The organism is Alloalcanivorax venustensis ISO4 (assembly GCF_015356855.1).
Lineage (GTDB): Bacteria > Pseudomonadota > Gammaproteobacteria > Pseudomonadales > Alcanivoracaceae > Alloalcanivorax > Alloalcanivorax venustensis.
The window spans coordinates 165,605-181,233 of record NZ_ARXR01000001.1; the positions used below are offsets into that span (position 1 = coordinate 165,605).

The 15,629-nt window shown below is 66.3% G+C and carries 15 protein-coding genes; 10 read left to right on the forward strand and 5 right to left on the reverse strand.

Features of this window, described 5'->3' with window-relative positions; genetic code table 11:
- Positions 1-173 precede the first annotated feature (173 nt).
- The 3 genes from ISO4_RS00740 to ISO4_RS00750 all read left to right on the forward strand — a co-directional run bounded on the left by ISO4_RS00740 (position 174) and on the right by ISO4_RS00750 (position 3,718).
- A complete protein-coding gene (locus ISO4_RS00740) occupies positions 174-662 on the forward strand; it encodes an FKBP-type peptidyl-prolyl cis-trans isomerase (RefSeq protein ID WP_194854808.1) in 489 nt (162 codons plus the stop codon).
- 201 nt (positions 663-863) lie between these two features.
- The gene (locus tag ISO4_RS00745; protein WP_194854809.1) at positions 864-2,033 is read left to right on the forward strand and encodes a YbfB/YjiJ family MFS transporter; all 1,170 of its coding nucleotides are present in this window, start codon (positions 864-866) and stop codon (positions 2,031-2,033) included.
- A 68-nt stretch (positions 2,034-2,101) separates the two neighbouring features.
- On the forward strand, positions 2,102-3,718 hold the full coding sequence (locus ISO4_RS00750) for a glucan biosynthesis protein (protein WP_194854810.1): 1,617 nt from the start codon (positions 2,102-2,104) through the stop codon (positions 3,716-3,718).
- A 9-nt stretch (positions 3,719-3,727) separates the two neighbouring features.
- On the opposite strand, the gene ISO4_RS00755 is transcribed toward ISO4_RS00750, so the two are convergent.
- Positions 3,728-4,636 carry a complex I NDUFA9 subunit family protein gene (locus ISO4_RS00755; protein WP_194854811.1) on the reverse strand — a complete coding sequence of 303 codons (909 nt, stop codon included), beginning with the start codon at positions 4,634-4,636 and terminating at the stop codon, positions 3,728-3,730.
- 161 nt (positions 4,637-4,797) lie between these two features.
- On the opposite strand from ISO4_RS00755, the gene ISO4_RS00760 reads away from it, so the two are divergent.
- The 5 genes from ISO4_RS00760 to ISO4_RS00780 all read left to right on the forward strand — a co-directional run bounded on the left by ISO4_RS00760 (position 4,798) and on the right by ISO4_RS00780 (position 8,080).
- Positions 4,798-6,177, forward strand: coding sequence for a cytochrome P450 (locus ISO4_RS00760; protein WP_194854812.1), 1,380 nt, complete (start codon positions 4,798-4,800; stop codon positions 6,175-6,177).
- A 69-nt stretch (positions 6,178-6,246) separates the two neighbouring features.
- The gene (locus ISO4_RS00765) at positions 6,247-6,600 is read left to right on the forward strand and encodes a DMT family protein (protein WP_142947559.1); all 354 of its coding nucleotides are present in this window, start codon (positions 6,247-6,249) and stop codon (positions 6,598-6,600) included.
- 56 nt (positions 6,601-6,656) lie between these two features.
- Positions 6,657-6,935, forward strand: a complete 279-nt coding sequence (locus ISO4_RS00770; RefSeq protein ID WP_194854813.1) for a BPTI/Kunitz-type proteinase inhibitor domain-containing protein — start codon at positions 6,657-6,659, stop codon at positions 6,933-6,935.
- Positions 6,932-7,279 carry a DUF4870 family protein gene (locus tag ISO4_RS00775; RefSeq protein WP_194854814.1) on the forward strand — a complete coding sequence of 116 codons (348 nt, stop codon included), beginning with the start codon at positions 6,932-6,934 and terminating at the stop codon, positions 7,277-7,279. The genes ISO4_RS00770 and ISO4_RS00775 overlap by 4 nt, the downstream gene beginning before the upstream one ends.
- Before the next feature lie 72 nt (positions 7,280-7,351).
- On the forward strand, positions 7,352-8,080 hold the full coding sequence (locus tag ISO4_RS00780) for a DUF2057 domain-containing protein (RefSeq protein ID WP_142947562.1): 729 nt from the start codon (positions 7,352-7,354) through the stop codon (positions 8,078-8,080).
- A 21-nt stretch (positions 8,081-8,101) separates the two neighbouring features.
- Here ISO4_RS00780 and ISO4_RS00785 read toward each other — a convergent pair whose 3' ends face one another.
- Both ISO4_RS00785 and ISO4_RS00790 read right to left on the reverse strand, forming a co-directional pair.
- Positions 8,102-8,527, reverse strand: a complete 426-nt coding sequence (locus tag ISO4_RS00785) for a secondary thiamine-phosphate synthase enzyme YjbQ (protein ID WP_194854815.1) — start codon at positions 8,525-8,527, stop codon at positions 8,102-8,104.
- 15 nt (positions 8,528-8,542) lie between these two features.
- A complete protein-coding gene (locus ISO4_RS00790) occupies positions 8,543-9,514 on the reverse strand; it encodes a 2-hydroxyacid dehydrogenase (protein ID WP_194854816.1) in 972 nt (323 codons plus the stop codon).
- A 34-nt stretch (positions 9,515-9,548) separates the two neighbouring features.
- Between ISO4_RS00790 and ISO4_RS00795 the strand changes: the two genes are divergently transcribed.
- Together ISO4_RS00795 and betB are read left to right on the forward strand one after the other, a co-directional pair.
- Entirely contained in the window at positions 9,549-10,217 is a 669-nt protein-coding gene (locus ISO4_RS00795) for a DUF523 domain-containing protein (protein ID WP_142947565.1), read from the forward strand.
- A 23-nt stretch (positions 10,218-10,240) separates the two neighbouring features.
- Positions 10,241-11,704, forward strand: a complete 1,464-nt coding sequence (gene betB, locus ISO4_RS00800) for a betaine-aldehyde dehydrogenase (RefSeq protein ID WP_194854817.1) — start codon at positions 10,241-10,243, stop codon at positions 11,702-11,704.
- Between the two features lie 126 nt (positions 11,705-11,830).
- On the opposite strand, the gene betA is transcribed toward betB, so the two are convergent.
- Both betA and betT read right to left on the reverse strand, forming a co-directional pair.
- Complete coding sequence (gene betA, locus ISO4_RS00805) at positions 11,831-13,522, reverse strand: choline dehydrogenase (protein ID WP_142947567.1); 1,692 nt, start codon at positions 13,520-13,522, stop codon at positions 11,831-11,833.
- Positions 13,519-15,591, reverse strand: a complete 2,073-nt coding sequence (gene betT, locus ISO4_RS00810) for a choline BCCT transporter BetT (RefSeq protein WP_194854818.1) — start codon at positions 15,589-15,591, stop codon at positions 13,519-13,521. Before betT ends, betA begins: the two co-directional genes overlap by 4 nt.
- Positions 15,592-15,629: the final 38 nt, after the last annotated feature.

A 15,629-nucleotide genomic window follows, 5' to 3' on the forward strand; every position in this document is an offset into this window, starting at 1 on the left:
AACGGTAAAAGTCTTTCAAAACCTTAGCATTACGGCCCCGGCCGGTCATTTCGCGCCAGTTGCCACGGCCCACGGCCGCCGCCGCGTTGGTCAAGCCCTCGACGGGGCTGTTACCATTACGGGCATCCGAGACGCCCAGCGTCGGACATTCATCAACCCCAAAAGGGCGCCCAATGCAAATCGCAGAGAACACCGTAGTGGCTTTCCACTACACCCTGACCAACGAAGCGGGCCAGACCATCGACTCTTCGCGCCAGCGTGAAGAACCGCTGAACTACCTCCACGGCCACGGCAACATCATCCCCGGCCTGGAAAAGGCGCTCGTGGGCAAGCAGGCCGGCGACAAGCTGGAAGTTACCGTGACCCCGGAAGAAGGCTACGGCGAACGCCACGAAGGCCTGATCCAGCAAGTCCCCACGTCCGCCTTTGAAGGCGCCGGTGGCGAGCTGAAGCCGGGCATGCAGTTCCAGGCGCAGACCGAAGCGGGCCAGCGCATCTTCACCATCACCGAGGTGGAAGGCGATCAGGTCACCGTGGACGGCAACCACCCGCTGGCCGGTGAGACCCTCAACTTCGACGTGGAAGTGACCGAAGTACGCGAAGCTTCCGACGAAGAGAAAGAGCACGGCCACGTGCACGGGCCCGAAGGCCACGAAGAGTAAGCCCCCGAGGCCCCGCGAGGGGCCTTATGGGAGTGAGCCTGCTTGCGAGAGGACGGCCTGCGCCGGCCTTTTGCTTGCCGGGCAACCTCTCACCAAGGTTGCTTGATAGAGCATCCGATCCCCGCTATTTACAAAAACCATTTCCCGCTATAAAAGCGCTCTGATTAACTGGGCCACTGAATTGACCCATCCGGAGCCCTCATGACCCCCAACCCGAGTTTGTCGCCCGGCCGTCTGGTGCTGATGGCCGGCTCCGCCACCCTGGTGGGCATCGGCCTGGGGCGTTTCGCCTACGCCGCCTTGCTGCCGGGCGTGATCGCGGCCGGCTGGCTGAACGAGGCGGACGCCGGCTATGTCGGCGCCGCCAACCTGCTCGGTTATCTGGTGGGGGCGGTGCTGGCGAGCCGCGTCAGCCGCTGGTTCGGCCCCACCCGCGTGATCAAGGCGTCGGTGCTGCTGGTTGGGCTGGGTTTCCTGGCCAGCGCCTGGGCGGCGCCGGTGTGGTGGTTCAGCCTGTGGCGTTTCGTGGCCGGGGTCACCGGCGCCTTTCTGATGGTGATCGCGCCGTCGCTGATCGCCTCCCAGTTGCCGGAATCCATGCGCAAGCGGGGCACCACCTGGATCTTCGCCGGCGTCGGCCTGGGCGTGCTGTTCTCCGCCACCCTGGTGCCGCTGCTGATCACCCAGGGGCTGGCGCTGGCCTGGGTGGGTCTGGCGGCGGCCTGCGTGGTGCCCACCCTGCTGGTGTGGCGGGCCTGGCCGGCCATGCCCACCGTGGCGGAGGCCCCGGCCAACGGTAACGGTGCCGGCATTCTGCTGATCATGCTGTACGCCGCCTACCTGATGGACGCGGTGGGCTTCGTGCCGCATACCGTATTCTGGGTCGATTACCTGGAACGCTACCGGGAATTCGGTACCTGGGCCGCCGCCGGTCAATGGGCGGTGTTCGCCTTCGGCGCAATCAGCGGCCCGTTCCTGGCCGGCGCCGCCGCCCGGCGCCTGGGCTGGCACTGGACCCTGATCGGCGCGCTCTCCTGCAAGGGGCTGGCGGTGATGATGCCGATGCTGCTGCCCGGCCTGGCGGTGGTGACGCTGTCCTCGTTCGTGGTCGGCGCCATGATTCCGGCCATGGTGGCCGGCACCATGGGCCGGGTGGCCGAGCTGGTGCCGGCGCACCGGGCCACCCACGCCTGGGGCCGCGCCACCGCGCTGTTCGCTGTCGGCCAGGCCGGCGCCGCCTACGCCATGGCCACCCTGTACGCCCACCCCAACGGCGGCCCGCTGATTTTCGAGATCGGCGGCACGGTGCTCTTGTGCGCCGCTCTGGTAGTGTTCTGTTCCGGGTTTCTGGCCCGCCGGGCTGGAACTTAGCCGCGCTCCGGCGTTCTATTCGCACAGCGGAACGCCGCAACGGCGACGAAAACAGTGGAGAGGACGACATGGATCGACGTTCAGTATTGAAGGCCCTGGGGCTGTTCGGCGGCGCCCTGCTGCCGGCGGCGCCGGCCCTGGCGCGGGTGCTCAGCCAGCCCGCCGGCGCCCACGGCGAAGGCTCCGGCGAACCGTTCAGCTACGCCTGGCTGAAAGGCATGGCGCGGCATTTCGCCGGGCAGCGCTACCACAGCCACCGCCTGGACCTCCCGCCGGCCATCGACGACCTGTCCTGGGACCAGTACCAGGGCATTCAGTATCGCGATGATGAGGCGCTGTGGGCGGACGACCGGGACGCCGCCTTCCGCATGCAGTTCTTCCATCTCGGCCTCAATTTCCACACCCCGGTGAAGATGCACGAAGTGGTGGACGGCCGGGCCCGGCCGATTCCCTACCGCACCGACCTGTTCGACTTCAGCCACACCGATCTGGACACCTCGTCGCTGCCCGAGGGGCTGGGTTTCGCCGGCTTCCGGCTGCTGCACCACAGCGACTGGGAACGGGACATCGCCGCCTTTCTCGGCGCCAGTTATTTCCGCGCCACCAGCGCGTCGCTGCAGTTCGGTCTGTCGGCACGGGGCCTGGCGGTGAACACCGCCATGTCGGAGCCGGAAGAGTTTCCGGAATTCACCCATTTCTGGTTCGAACGCCCGGCGGACGCCGACCAGGTGATCGTCTACGCCTTCCTCGATTCGCCCAGCGTCACCGGCGCCTACCGCTTTATCATCGGACGGGTGTCCGGGGACGTGATCATGGACGTGGACGCCGCCCTCTACCCGCGCAAGCCGATCGAGCGGCTGGGGGTGGCGCCGCTCACCAGCATGTACCAGGTGGGCGAAAACAGCCGCCGGGTGGCCTGGGACTGGCGCCCGGAAATTCATGACTCCGACGGCCTGGCGATACACACCGGCGGCGGCGAGTGGATCTGGCGGCCGCTGGTCAACCCGCCCCAGCTGCGCTTCAACGCCTTCGCCGACCACAATCCGCGCGGCTTCGGGCTGCTGCAGCGCGACCGAAATTTCGATCACTACCAGGACGACGGCGTGTTCTACGAACGCCGCCCCAGCCTGTGGGTGGAACCCCGGGGCGACTGGGGCAAGGGCAGCATCCAGCTGGTGGAGATCCCCACCCTGGACGAAACCTTCGACAACATTGTCGCGTTCTGGAACCCGGACAAGCCGGTACAGCCCGGCGAGGAAGCCCTGTTCGCCTACCGCCTGTCCTGGACCGGCCGCGCGCCGCGGCCGTCACTGGCGCGCTGTGTGGCCACCCGCACCGGCCTCGGCGGCGTGGTCGGGCAGACCCGGGAATACTTCAGCTGGCGGTTCGCGGTGGACTTCCTGGGCGGGCCCATCGACGGCCTGGCCGGCGACGTGGAAGTGGTGCCGGTGATCGAGCACTCGTCCGGCCGCGTGGAGATCACCTCGGCACGGCCGCTGCACGCCATCAACGGCTACCGGGCCATGTTCGACGTGGTGCCGCCGGAAGACGACACCACACCGATCAACCTGCGCCTCTATCTCAAGCGCAAGGACAACGGCGAGCCGCTCACCGAAACCTGGATTTATCAGTGGTCGCCACCGCCCATGGACCAGCGCGACCTGCACAACCCGACGCACCTTTAAGCGCGACGTCTAGCGGGGCGGCCCCAGGCAGACCGGCAAGGCCTCGCGGACACCCCGTGGCCGCATGCCCAGGGCGGCGAAGCCGTCCGCCTCCCGGGAGGCCACGTTGTCCTTGGCCATCAGCCAGAGCTGGTCCCGCGTCAGGGGTGGCGACGGCAGCCGCGACAACCCCATCGCCAGCAGATGCCAGAGCACGAAGGGCACCGCCAGCCGCACCCGGCGGCGCCCCAGATGACGGCACACGGCGGCCACCAGCGCCCGGTACCGGAGCGTCTCGGCGCCGCCCAGCTCATAGAGCCCCGCCGCCGGCGCGGTGTGGTCCGCCAGCCGTGCCAGCGCCCCGGCCACGTCCTCCACCCAGACCGGCTGCAACCGCGTCAGGCCACGCCCGAACAACGGAATCACCGGGGCGCGGCTGAGCATCGCCAGGGAGCGAATCAACGCGTCCCCGGCGCCGAACAGCGAGGCGGGCCGCACGATTACGGCGTCGGGAAAGGCGTCGAGCACCGCCGCTTCGCCCCGTGCCCGGGCGCGAATGTACGGCGACGGCGAGTTAAGGGTGGCGCCGATACCGGACACCTGCAGCAACCGCGCAACGCCGGCGTCACGGGCGGCGGCGGCCAGCCCGGCGGCGGCGCGCACGTGGATCGCCTCGAAAGTCAGGTCGCCGCGCTCCGTGTACAGGGACACCGCATTGATCACCACGCGGCTGCCGGCCACCGCATCGCGCACCGCGCCCGGGTCCCTGATGTCCGCGGCGCGGCGTTGCAGCCGCTTCTCCTGGTCCCGGCCGAAGCGGGGGTGTTGCGGGTGCCGGGCCACCAAGCGGACGGTATGGCCCCGGGCGAGCAGCACCCGGGTGACGTCCTGGCCGAGGAAACCGCTGCCGCCGAACACCGTGATTAGGTCGTCTGTCATGTCCCCATCCTAGAGAAGCGGCGCCGGCCCCGGCCAGCCCGTATTCAACGCCCCCCTACCCGGCCGGACAGTGGCGATTGACACCTGCCAACAGCGTCTGGCGCCGCTTACCGGGACGGCAGTACATTGCCGGTAATGCGGTTTTTAAACGGGAAATAATTATGGGTTCCATGGACAGCGCCCAGGAAAGAGCGGCGCAACTACCAAAAATGCCACAGCGCGACCTGAGCCATATCCCGGGGGATTACGGCTTGCCGCTGCTCGGCCACACGCTGGCGTTTCTGCGTGACTACCACGGTCTGGTGCACAGCAAGGCCGAGCGCTACGGCCTGGTGTATCGCGGCAGCGTGCTGTTTCAGCGCGGCGTCACCCTGCTCGGTCCGGACGCCAACGAGTTCGTGCTGCGCGATAAGGAGCACGTGTTCTCCAGCCGGGCGGCCTGGAATCCGATTCTCGAGCGGCTGTTCACCGACGGCCTGATGCTGCGCGATTTCGCCGACCACAAGTTTCACCGCCGTATCATGCAGCAGGCGTTCAAAAAACCGGCCCTGGCCAGCTACATCGACCGTATGGGGCCGAGCGTGGAAAGCGGCCTGAAGGCCTGGCCCACCGGCGAAACCTTCACCTTCTTCGACCGCATCAAGGCGTTGCTGCTGGACGTGGGCGCGCAGATTTTCTTCGGCCTGCGCATGGGCCCGGAAGCGGACAAAGTGAACCAGTCCTTCATTGACGCGGCGGACGCCTCGCTGGCGGTGCTGCGCCTGCCGATACCGGGGACACTCTGGTACCGGGGCCTGCGCGGCCGGCGTTATCTGGAGCAGTTCGTGGCCGGGCTGATCCCGGAAAAACGCCAGGCGGACACCCCGGACTTCTTCAGCGAGCTGTGCAAGGCGGCCGAGGAAGAGGGCGGCCTGAGCGACCAGGACGTCACCAACCACATGATCTTCCTGCTGTTCGCCGCCCACGACACCACCACCAGCACGCTCTGCTCGCTGATCTACCTGCTCTGCAAACACCCGGAGTGGCAGGACACCCTGGCGGAGGAGATGGACCAGGTGGCCGCCGCCGCGGAACATCCGGACCGGCTCGGCTACAGTGACCTGGAAAAGATGACCAAGACCGGCTGGGTGTTCCGCGAAACCCTGCGCCTGAGACCGGCACTGACCGCCTTCCCGCGCCGCACCGCCGAGGAGGTGACCTTCCAGGGCTACCGCATTCCCAAGAACACCCTGGTCAACCTGTCGCCGCTGTACACCCACTACATGCCCGAGTACTGGAGCAACCCGGAACGCTTCGATCCGGAGCGGTTCAGCGACGAGCGTGCCGAGCACAAGAAACACCACTTCCAGTGGATTCCGTTCGGCGGCGGCCACCACAAATGCCTGGGGCTGAACTTCGCGGAACTGCAGACCAAGACCTTCCTGTTCCACTTCCTGCGGCGCTACCGGGTGTCCGTGCGTGACGGCTACGAAATGCCGGTGCAGCTGGTGCCCCTGGCGATGCCCAAGGACGGCCTGCCGGTGGAGATCTCGGCGCGCTGAAGGCGCGCCTCTCGTTTAGCGGGTGGCCAGGCGCTGGCATGGGTTTTCGCATGTTCGCAGGAGGCCACCTTGCCACCCATCTGGACCACCCTGGCACTGCTCACCCTGAGCAATGTGTTCATGACGTTCGCCTGGTACGGGCATCTGAAGAGCATGCCGCATAAGCCCTGGATCATCGCGGCGCTGATCAGCTGGGGCATCGCCCTGTTCGAGTATCTGCTGCAGGTGCCGGCCAACCGCATCGGCCACCAGGTGCTCACCGTCGGGCAGTTGAAGATCACCCAGGAAGTGATCACGCTGTTGGTGTTCGTGCCTTTTTCGCTGTTTTACCTCAAGGAAAAACTCACCTGGGACTACCTGTGGGCGGGGCTGTGCCTGCTGGGCGCGGTGTTTTTCCTGTTCCGCGGCAAACTGATGGGCTGAGACCGTCCGCCGGTCCGGGTATAGTGTGGGCTACCACCGCACAAGGAGAACCACCGATGCGTGTCCTGTTGATCCTGTCCGCCCTTGTCCTGACGCTGGCCGGCTGCCAGAGCGGACGCAACGCCCACCCCCTGCCGGACGCCTGCCACCAGGCGCCGGACAGCGGCCAGTGCCGCGCCGCCATACCGGGCTATTACTACGACAGTGATAGCGAAAGCTGCCAGGAATTCGCCTGGGGCGGCTGCGAAGGCCAGGTGCCGTTCGAGACCATGGATGAGTGCATGGCCACCTGCTACGCCCCGGCACCGGATCTGACCGACCAGGAAATGCCGTGAGCGAGAGCAGTGCGGAAACCCGCTCCCAGCTGGTCCGGATCAACTACGCGCTGCTGCTGATCGGCCTGCTCACCGGCGGCGTCACGGCGCTGGTGGGCGCGGTGATCGCCCATCTGCAAGCGCCGGACGCGCCGGAGCCGCACCAGGCCCACTTCCGCTTCCAGTACCGCACCTTCTGGATCGGCCTGCTGTACAACCTGATCGCGGGCATCACCACGCTGGCGTTGATCGGCTGGCTGTTGCTGGTGATCATCGTGATCTGGTGGATCGTGCGCTGCGTACGCGGGCTGAACAGCCTGGCGAACGGGGAACCACCTTCGAACCTGACCACCTGGGGCTTCTGACCCGCCCCTGACCGTCATAAAAACATCATACGGGTCCGCCACACTGGCGGGTCCGCAAACCGGGAGAACATCATGGCTTTATTGCGTTCGTTCGCGCTGATCGCGGCCGCCGCCTTTCTGCTCACCGCCTGTAGCCGCAGCCCGGTGGTGCAACTCTACGAAGGCGCCAAACAACCGGACAGCCAGGTGCTGACGATTCGCGTGCCCTCCGACCTGGAAGTCTTCACCATCAACGGCAGCGAAGTGGACGGGGTCAACACCTTCTTCAATACCGACCACAAGGACCTCAAGGTGACCCCAGGGCGCTATGAGATCCTGGCCTACTACAAGCGGCTGTGGGATCTGGACGCCGACAACCACGAAGTGATGAAGTCCGACCCGGCCCTGTTCGTGGTGGACGGCGAAGCCGGCGAGTTCTATCGCCTGGATTTCGAGCGCCCGCAGAACGTCACCCAGGCACGCGCCCTTGAAGACGACTTTTCCGGCTGGGTGGAGAACATGAACAGCGGCGAGAAGACCCCCAGCCAGGCCAGCGGCCTGGTGCTCAACCGGGGCTTCCTGGCGCCGATCACCGGCACCGAAGTGGAAACCAAGGGGGCCACCGCGGTGCAGCCGAAAGCCAAGGCGGCCGAAGCGGTAACGCCGGCACCGGCGGCGCCGGCGGAAAGCGGCACGGCTAACGGCTCCGAGGGCGGCGCCAGCGCCGGCAGCCAGGCCAGCTATCTGGACACGCTGAAAGCCCAGTGGAACCAGGCCACCCAGGAGGAGCGCCGCCAGTTCCTGCAGTGGATTTCGCAGTAGCAACACCCCGCGCGGGCGGCGTCAGCGCTTCTCGCCCTGCAGCGTCGCGACCATGCGCCGGCTTCCGGCGTGGTCGCGATGCTCGCACAGATAGAGGCCCTGCCAGGTGCCCAGTGCCAACGCCCCGTCACGCACCGGCACCGTCAGGCTCTCGCCGATCAACACCGTTTTAATATGCGCCGGCATATCGTCCGGCCCTTCCAGGGTGTGCGCGTAATGCGGCGCGTTCTCCGGCACCATCACGTTGAAGTGGCGCTCCAGATCGCCGCGCACATCCGGGTCGGCGTTCTCGTTAATCGCCAGGGAGGCAGAGGTGTGCTGCAGAAACAGGTGCAACAGCCCGACCCGGTATTCCGACAGCTCCGGCAGGGCCTCGCGCACCTCGCCGCTGACCAGATGAAAGCCCCGGCCACGGGGCGCCAGGGTAAGAATCCGCTGTAACCACATTCTCAATCTCCGGTTTCAGGCGCTGTGCAGACCATTGACCACATTGGTGGGCCGGCCGGTCCGCCAGGCCCGGATATTGGCGGCCACCCCGTCGAGCAGCCGCTGGCGGCTCTCGCGGCTCACCCAGGCGCTGTGCGGGGTGATGATCAGGTTGGGGACGTCCGGCGCCAGCAGCGGATGGTCCGCCGGCGGCGGCTCCTGGCTGAGCACGTCCAGGGCGGCGCCGCCCAGACGGCCGCCGCGCAGCGCCTCCGCCAGCGCCGGCTCATCCACCAGGCCGCCGCGCGCGGTGTTGATCAGAAAGGCGCCGGGCTTCATGGCGGCCAGGAAATCCCGGTTGACCATCTTCTCGGTGGCGTCGGTGAGCGGGCAGTGCAGGCTGATCACATCGGCTTCGCCGAGCAGGGTGTCCAGCGGCACCCGGCCGCTGTTGTCCGCCCCGGGGCGCAGCGAAGCCGCCACCCGCACGGTCATGCCCAGCGCCTCGGCGAGCGCCGCCACGCGCCGGCCCAGGTCACCGTGGCCGATCAGGCCGAGGGTCTTGCCGGCCAGTTCCACCACCGGGTAATCCATGCGGCAGAACATGTCGGACTCGGACCAGCGGCCGGCCCGGGCGTCGGCGTCGTAGCGGTGCCAGCCGGTGGCCAGGCCGAGCATCAGCGCCAGGGTATGCTGGGCCACGGTGGCGGTGGCGTAGCCGCTCACGTTGCAGACCACCACGCCGTGCCGCCGGGCGGCCTCCAGATCCACGTTATTGGTGCCGGTGGCGGAGATGCAGATCAGCTTCAGATCCGGCGATGCCGCCAGGGTGTCCGCGTCGATCACCACTTTATTGGTGATCGCCACGGTCACGCCCCGCAAACGGTTTTTTACATCGTCCGGGCCGCTTTGTTCATAGAATGTCCACTCCGGCAGCAGCTTTTCCAGATCGGAAAAGTCCAGCTCCGAAGGCTTGAGGGTCTGGCTGTCGAGGATCACACCTTTCATGGGACAATCGGTACAGGTTGGGAGAGGGTTCCCCATGCTACCGGATTTACTGCAAAAAATGGGCTTCGAAACGGCCCCGCCAGCGCACCGACGGCCACGGCTGGGCGTCAGTGCCTGCCTGCTCGGCCGCCCGGTCCGCTACGACGGCGGCCACCGCGACGAACCCCTGTTGCACCGCGAACTCGGCCCCCTGGTGCGTTTCGTGGAGGTGTGTCCGGAGGTGGCCATCGGCCTGCCGGTGCCGCGCCCGCCGATCCAGGTGGTGACCCTTGACGGCGAACAGCGGGTGCGCGGCGTAGCCCGGCCCGACCAGGACCACACCGATGCCCTGGGCGCCCAGGCCCGCAATATCGACACCCCGCTCGACGGCTTCGTGTTCAAGGCCCGCTCGCCCAGTTGCGGACTGGGCACCACGCCGGTCCACGGCCCGCACGGCGGCGTCCTGGGCCTGGGCGACGGCGCTTTCGCCGCCGCGCTGGCGGCGCGCTTTCCGGCCCTGCCCCTGTGTAACGAAAGCGACCTGCAAGACCCCTCGTTCCTGACCGCGTTCGCGGTGCGGCTGTTCTGCCACCGTCAGTGGCGGCAAAGCACGCACCCGCAGCAGGCCCTTAACACCCTGCGCCGCCGCAGCGAGGGACTCGACGAGCCGCTGCTGTCCGGCACCCGACGTTTTATCGAGCATCTGGCCGCACCGGCCGGGTGACCCACTGCCATCGAGGTACCCCTATGGAACGCCAAAAAGACCGCCTGTTATGGATCGGCGGACATTACCAGCAAGGCACCGACGGCGAGTTTTTCGATAACCTGAATCCGGCCACCGGCGACGTGATCTGCCGGGTGGCGGTGGCCGGCGCCAAGGACGTGGACCGGGCGGTCCGGGCCGCCCGTGACGGCCTGGCGCAGTGGCGCGCCATGGACGGCACCGCCCGGGGCCGGGTGCTGATGCGCGCCGCCCAGCTGCTGCGCGAACAGCGCGATGATCTGGCGCGCCTGGAATCCCTGGACGCCGGCAAGCCGATCTCGGAGACACCGGAAGCGGACGTGGATTCCGCCGCCGACTGTCTCGAGTATTTCGCCGGCCAGGCGTCTTCCTTGCAGGGCGAATACCAGCAGGTGGACGGCGGCTTTTTCTACACCCGCCCGGAACCCCTGGGCGTGTGCGCCGGCATCGGCGCCTGGAACTACCCGCTGCAGATCGCCGCCTGGAAATCGGCGCCGGCGCTGGCCGCCGGCAACGCGATGATCTTCAAACCCGCCGAACTCACGCCGTTGTCGGCGTTGAGTCTGGCGGAAGTGTTCCAGGAAGCCGGCCTGCCGGACGGCGTGTTCAACGTGGTGCAGGGCTTCGCGGAAACCGGCCAGGCGCTGACCGCGCACCCGGGCATCGACAAGGTCTCGCTCACCGGCGAGGTGGGCACCGGCAAGGCGGTGATGCGTGCCGCCTCTGACTCCCTGAAAGCGGTGACCCTGGAACTGGGCGGCAAGTCGCCGTTGATCGTGTTCGACGACGCCGACCTGGACAACGCCGTGTCCGGCGCGCTGCTGGGCAATTTCTACACCCAGGGCCAGGTGTGCACCAACGGCACCCGGGTGTTCGTGCACGAATCGGTGAAGGACGCCTTCGTGGAAAAACTGCTGGCGCGCACCGGCAAGATGGTACTGGGCGATCCGCTCGACCCGGAGACCCACGTGGGTCCGCTGATCAGCGAGGGGCATATGCAGCATGTGCTCGACTACATTGAAAAGGGCAAGCAGGAAGGCGGCAGCGTGTTGATCGGCGGCGAGCGGGCCCGGGTGGCCGGCTTCGAGAACGGCAACTTCGTGTCGCCCACGGTGTTCGACGACCTGAACGACGACATGACCCTCGTCCGCGAGGAGATCTTCGGGCCGGTGATGACGCTGCTCAGCTTCAGCGATGAGGAGGAAGTGCTGGCGCGGGCCAACAACACCCCCTTCGGCCTGGCCGGCGGCGTGTTCACCCGGGACATCGACCGGGCCCACCGCATGGCTGACGCGCTGGAAGCGGGCATTGTGTGGATCAACCACTACAACATCACCCCCATCGAGATGCCGTTCGGCGGCTTCAAGCAGTCCGGCGTCGGCAAGGAAAACAGCCGCCGGGCGTTCGAGCACTACACACGCTTGAAGACGGTGTATGTGGCGCAAGGGGATGTTGAAGCGCCTTATTGAGGATGGCGAGAGCCGGCCTTGTGGGAGCGGGCCCCGCCCGCGAAAGGGAGCAAAGCTCCCGGCAGGATCCCAGAGCCTTTTCTAACGGCGGCACCAACAAGGTCTCTGGGATCCTGCCGGCCGGCTCTAGACGGTTCGCTCGGGCGCGCTGACGCGCTGAGAGGTCTGCCAGTCGTCGGGCGCGAAGCTGGGCGCGTCGCTGCGCAGCGGCGTGCGGCCGAGAATATGGTCGGCGGCTTTTTCGCCGATCATGATGGTCGGCGCGTTGAGGTTGCCGTTGGTGACGGTGGGCATGATGGACGAGTCCACCACGCGCAGATTGCGCACGCCATGGACGCGGCATTCCGGATCCACCACCGCCATGGCGTCGGTGCCCATGCGGCAGGAGCCGGCCGGGTGGTAGGCGGTCTCGGCGGTTTCCGCCAGCCACTGGTCGATCTGCGCGTCGGTTTGCACGTCCGGGCCCGGTGACACTTCCTTGCCCCGGTATTCGTCCAGCGCCGGCTGGGCGAAGATCTCGCGGGTCCAGCGCAGGCCGGCGCGGAAGGCTTCCTTGTCCTCTTCTTCGGCGAAGTAGTTGAAGACGATTTCCGGCGGCGCTTCCGGGTCGGCGGATTTCAGCTTCACCCATCCCCGGCTCTTGGGTTTGTTGGCGCCCAGGTGCACCTGGAAACCGTGGCCCTTGAAGGCGCTGGAGCCGTCGTAGGCGATGGCCCCGGCCAGGAAGTGGAACTGGATGTCCGGGTACTTCATGCCGGCGCGGCTGCGGATGTAGCCGTTGGATTCAAACTGGTTGGAGGTGCCCAGGCCCCGTTTCAGGAACAGCCAGTTGGCACCGATCCAGGCTTTCGCCAGAGGGCCGAGCCAGCTGTTCAGGGTGATCTTCTGCGTGCACTCCTGCTGCACCCAGACTTCCAGATGATCCTGCAGGTTGCGGCCCACGCCGGGCAGATCGTGCACCACCTCGATGCCGTGTTCCTTAAGGTGGTCCGCCGGACCGATGCCGGACAGCATCAGCAGCTTGGGTGAGTTGAACGAACTGGCGGACAGGATCACTTCCTTGCGCGCCCGCACCCGGCGGGTCTTGCCGCCCTGGCGGTATTCCACGCCCACGGCGGTCTTGCCGTCCATGATCACCCGGGTGGTGAGGGCGTGGGTCTGAATGTCCAGGTTGGGGCGGTTCATGGCCGGCTTGAGGTAGGCCATGGCGGTGGAACAGCGCACGCCGTCGCGCACCGTCATGTCCATGCGCCCGAAGCCTTCCTGGCGGTAACCGTTGTAGTCTTCGGTGTAGCCGTAGCCGGCCTGCTCGCCGGCCTTGATAAAGGCGCGGTAGAGCGGGTTCTTCATGTTGTTGCCGTTGCAGGTGGTGAGACCACCCTGGTCGCCGCGGTAGGCATCGCCACCGTAGACGCAGTCCTCGCCCCGTTTGAAGTAAGGCAGCACGTCCTGGTAGCCCCAGCCGGCGGCGCCCAGTTCTTCCCATTCCTCGAAGTCGCCGGCGCAACCGCGCACGTACACCAGACCGTTGATCGACGAGGAGCCGCCCAGCACCTTGCCGCGCGCCTGGTGCAGGCTGCGGCCCTTGAGGCCGGGCTCTTTCTCGGAGTGAAAGCCCCAGTCGTAGCGCTTCATGTTCATGGGAATGGAGAAGGCGGTGGGCATCTTGATAAAGATGGAGTTGTCGCTGCCGCCGTATTCCAGCACACGCACCGAATGGTCACCGCTTTCGCTGAGCCGGTGGGCGAGCGCGGCGCCGGCGGAGCCGGCACCGACGATCACATAATCGAACTCGGCGTCGTAGGCCGTCTCGCTCATGATTCACCCTCCTCGTAGTCACCGCGTATTTCCGACGCGCCGCCGGCGCTCTTCTCGCGGCGCAGGTGCAGGTATTGCAGGTGGCTCTCGAAATGATCCACCACGTCCTCGATCAGCTGTTCGCGGGAATAGCCCATCACGTCATAGCCCAGGCCGCCCTCACGCAGGTGCACTTCCAGGCGGTAGTACACCGAGCGGCGCTGCTGGGCGCGGATGGTGAAGGACGGCATGGCGCACTGGCGCGGCCAGAGCGTGTAAGCGAAGTCTTCCTCGCCGCCCAGGTCGACGACCAGGCCGAGATGCTCCTGATCGCCCTCGCCGACGGAAATCTCCACCTTGTGGTCCTGCTCCGCCAGCGCCGCTTTGACATCCTCGAACGCGGGCCGCGCGGTACCTTCCAGGAACTTCTGAACCTGCTTCAGGCCCGGGAAGCTGATCGCCCGGCTGAGGCGGTGCGCCCAGTTGCTGTGATCGCGGGCGGAGGCGATGCGCGCCGACAGATGGCCGGCCAGGGCGTCGCGGTTACTGGTGGTTTTCATGCCTTCGACTTTGAGCGCCTTGAACAGCCCGATCATCATCAGGAACAACACGAACGCGAACGGCAGCCCCATGATCACCACCGCGCTTTGCAAGGCGTTGAGGCCGTCGGTCGACAACAACGCCACGGTCACCAGGCCGATCACGGTGGCCCAGGCAATGCGCATCCAGGCCGGCGCGTCGTTGGACGGATCACGGATAAAGCAGGTGAGGTTGGACAGCACCAGCGAGCCGGAGTCGCCGGACGTCACGAAGAACACGATCGCCAGTATCGTCACCACCACCGTGGTCACCGTGACCCAGGGCAGATTTTCCAGGAACAGATAGATCGCCGAGCCCGGGTTGCCGACCGCTTCATTACCGAACTCGGTGGCGCCGTTCATCACCAGATCAATGGCGGAGTTACCCATGATGGACATCCAAGCCATCATGAAAGTGAGCGGCAGAATCAGCGTGCCGGTAACGAAGGCGCGGATCGTGCGGCCACGGGAAATACGCGCCAGGAACAGGCCCACGAACGGCCCCCAGGCAATCCACCAGGCCCAGAAGAACACCGTCCAGGCGTTGAGCCAGTCCTGCGGCGGGTCAAAGGCGTAGGTGTCGAACGACATGGGGATGAAGTTGGAAATGTAATCGCCCACGTTCATCACGAAGGCGTCCAGCAGGAAGCGGGTGTCGCCGGCGATCAGCACGAACAGCACCAGCACGACGGCCAGCAGCATGTTGAATTCCGACAGGCGACGGATCCCTTTCTCCACGCCGGTGGCCGCGGAGATGGCGGCGAACACGACGATGCCCACCGCCAGCAGCGCCTGGGTCAGCGTGCTTTCCGGCACGCCGAACATATAGTTCAAGCCGAAGTTGAGCTGAATAATGCCGATGCCGAGGCTGGTGGCCACGCCGAACACGGTGCCCAGCACCGCCGCGATGTCCACGGTGTTGCCGATGCTGCCGTAAATGCGCTTACCGAAGATCGGATACAGCGCGGAGCGGATGGTCAGCGGCAGACCGTGGCGATAGCTGAAAAACGCCAGCGACATGCCCACCAGGGTATAAATGCCCCAGCCGGACAGGCCCCAATGCAGGAAGGTCAGCTGCATGGCTTCGCGGGCGGCTTCCACGGAGCCGCCCTCGCCCACCGGCGGTTCCATGAACTGGGTCACCGGCTCGACGATGCAATAGAAAATCAGATCGATACCGATGCCGGCGGAGAACAGCATCGCCGCCCAGGTAACAATGTTGAATTCCGGTTCGGAATGGTCCGGCCCCAGTTTGATCGAGCCATAGCGCGAGCAGGCGATGGCGATCACGAACACCAGGTAAGCCACCACGGCGAGAAAGTAGAACCAGCCGAAGCTGTTGGAGATCCAGGCCAGCGCCGCGTAGATCACGGTGCCCGCCGCTTCGGTGAAGAACATCGCCCACAGGGCGAATACGAGAATGGCCAGGCCCGAGCCGTAAAAAACGACCGGGTTGATACGGTCCTGCTGATCCAGGGATTCCGATTCCTGGGAAGGCGATGAGGTGGTCATCCGGAGCTCCTTTGGCAAGCGTCGCTCGAAATCATACG

Excerpts from the sequence above, each read along its gene's own strand:
- ISO4_RS00750 (WP_194854810.1), top strand. The coding sequence starts at position 2,102 with ATGGATCGACGTTCAGTATTGAAGGCCCTGGGGCTGTTCGGCGGCGCC.
- ISO4_RS00740 (WP_194854808.1), top strand. The coding sequence starts at position 174 with ATGCAAATCGCAGAGAACACCGTAGTGGCTTTCCACTACACCCTGACC.
- ISO4_RS00780 (WP_142947562.1), top strand. The coding sequence starts at position 7,352 with ATGGCTTTATTGCGTTCGTTCGCGCTGATCGCGGCCGCCGCCTTTCTG.
- ISO4_RS00770 (WP_194854813.1), top strand. The coding sequence starts at position 6,657 with ATGCGTGTCCTGTTGATCCTGTCCGCCCTTGTCCTGACGCTGGCCGGC.
- ISO4_RS00795 (WP_142947565.1), top strand. The coding sequence starts at position 9,549 with ATGCTACCGGATTTACTGCAAAAAATGGGCTTCGAAACGGCCCCGCCA.
- ISO4_RS00790 (WP_194854816.1), bottom strand. The coding sequence starts at position 9,514 with ATGAAAGGTGTGATCCTCGACAGCCAGACCCTCAAGCCTTCGGAGCTG.
- ISO4_RS00745 (WP_194854809.1), top strand. The coding sequence starts at position 864 with ATGACCCCCAACCCGAGTTTGTCGCCCGGCCGTCTGGTGCTGATGGCC.
- betA (WP_142947567.1), bottom strand. The coding sequence starts at position 13,522 with ATGAGCGAGACGGCCTACGACGCCGAGTTCGATTATGTGATCGTCGGT.
- betB (WP_194854817.1), top strand. The coding sequence starts at position 10,241 with ATGGAACGCCAAAAAGACCGCCTGTTATGGATCGGCGGACATTACCAG.
- ISO4_RS00785 (WP_194854815.1), bottom strand. The coding sequence starts at position 8,527 with ATGTGGTTACAGCGGATTCTTACCCTGGCGCCCCGTGGCCGGGGCTTT.
- betT (WP_194854818.1), bottom strand. The coding sequence starts at position 15,591 with ATGACCACCTCATCGCCTTCCCAGGAATCGGAATCCCTGGATCAGCAG.
- ISO4_RS00755 (WP_194854811.1), bottom strand. The coding sequence starts at position 4,636 with ATGACAGACGACCTAATCACGGTGTTCGGCGGCAGCGGTTTCCTCGGC.
- ISO4_RS00760 (WP_194854812.1), top strand. The coding sequence starts at position 4,798 with ATGGGTTCCATGGACAGCGCCCAGGAAAGAGCGGCGCAACTACCAAAA.